The organism is Candidatus Frankia nodulisporulans (assembly GCF_902806475.1).
Classification (GTDB): Bacteria; Actinomycetota; Actinomycetes; order Frankiales; family Frankiaceae; genus Frankia; species Frankia umida.
This window is the reverse complement of the sequence record NZ_CADCWS010000508.1, coordinates 1-893: the sequence shown is the minus strand read 5'-3', so window position 1 is coordinate 893 and position 893 is coordinate 1. Positions and strand designations below refer to the sequence as shown.

Here is an 893-nt window from a genome sequence, read left to right as displayed (position 1 = left end):
CGGAATTTCCTTTACAGGCGAAGGGATCCTGCATTTCAGCCAGATCCCTTCCGAGCACGAGAGGGAAATCTCCGACGAGATTGCTGGCGCATCATCACTGCTGGAAGCATACGAGGTCGCACGAGATGTTTCCGCCCGGCTGCCTCCTGAGGAGGCGTTCAAAGCCCAGCAGGAAGTGACGCTGAGCTTGGCGGAGTGGCACGACTCCACCAGGCATCCCAGCGTGAGGATCAGGGCCGATGTCAAGGTCAGCTTGGACTCACTCAACCAAGCCCGCGCAGCGCACTACCAAAAGGTGCGCCGTGCGGCCAGGCTGGACGAGGCCATCAGCCAAGATCGCGTCGCCTTCCTCCGCACCTTCGTACTTAAAGATCCATCTATGGCTCGACTGTGGTGGCTCGATCGCAACCTGTCGAGCGCCGAGCCGGACACCTCCTGGGCAAGGTTCGATGCGGTCGTGAACCCGCTAGTCGCTCACGCAGGCGCACAGGAGGAACTCGCCACACGAATTTCCCAGATCATGGTATCGACCCTTGATCGGATCAGTGAGGGGCCCGATGGGCTTTGGAAATTTGGACAGGCCGCCGCCGTCGCGCTCGAAGTCATAGGTTGGCCGGACCTCGCAGAGGAGATCAAGAATCCGAACGGAAAAGGCCGGATAGAAGCGACAGAAGCACCTCCCACTACTCCAGCCGCCTGACGAAATTCCCCCGACCTGCACTGCCATATCCACCAAGCGCAGCCCCCTTCCAGGATCGCAGGGCCGGAAGGGGGCTTCAGAATGATCAGCAATGGTCGAAATTTGGCTACAGGGCCTGTGACGGAGCTGCGTAAGTAGGAGAAATCGCCGGATCGGATCATCATCCCCGGCCAGGTGGGTTGACGCCGACACC

Annotated in this window: 1 protein-coding gene; it reads left to right on the top strand. The window is 60.1% G+C overall.

The window, feature by feature from the left end; genetic code table 11:
* A partial coding sequence (locus G6R24_RS21170; protein ID WP_163550865.1) for a hypothetical protein occupies positions 1-700 on the top strand: 700 nt, incomplete at its 5' end.
* Positions 701-893 lie beyond the last annotated feature (193 nt).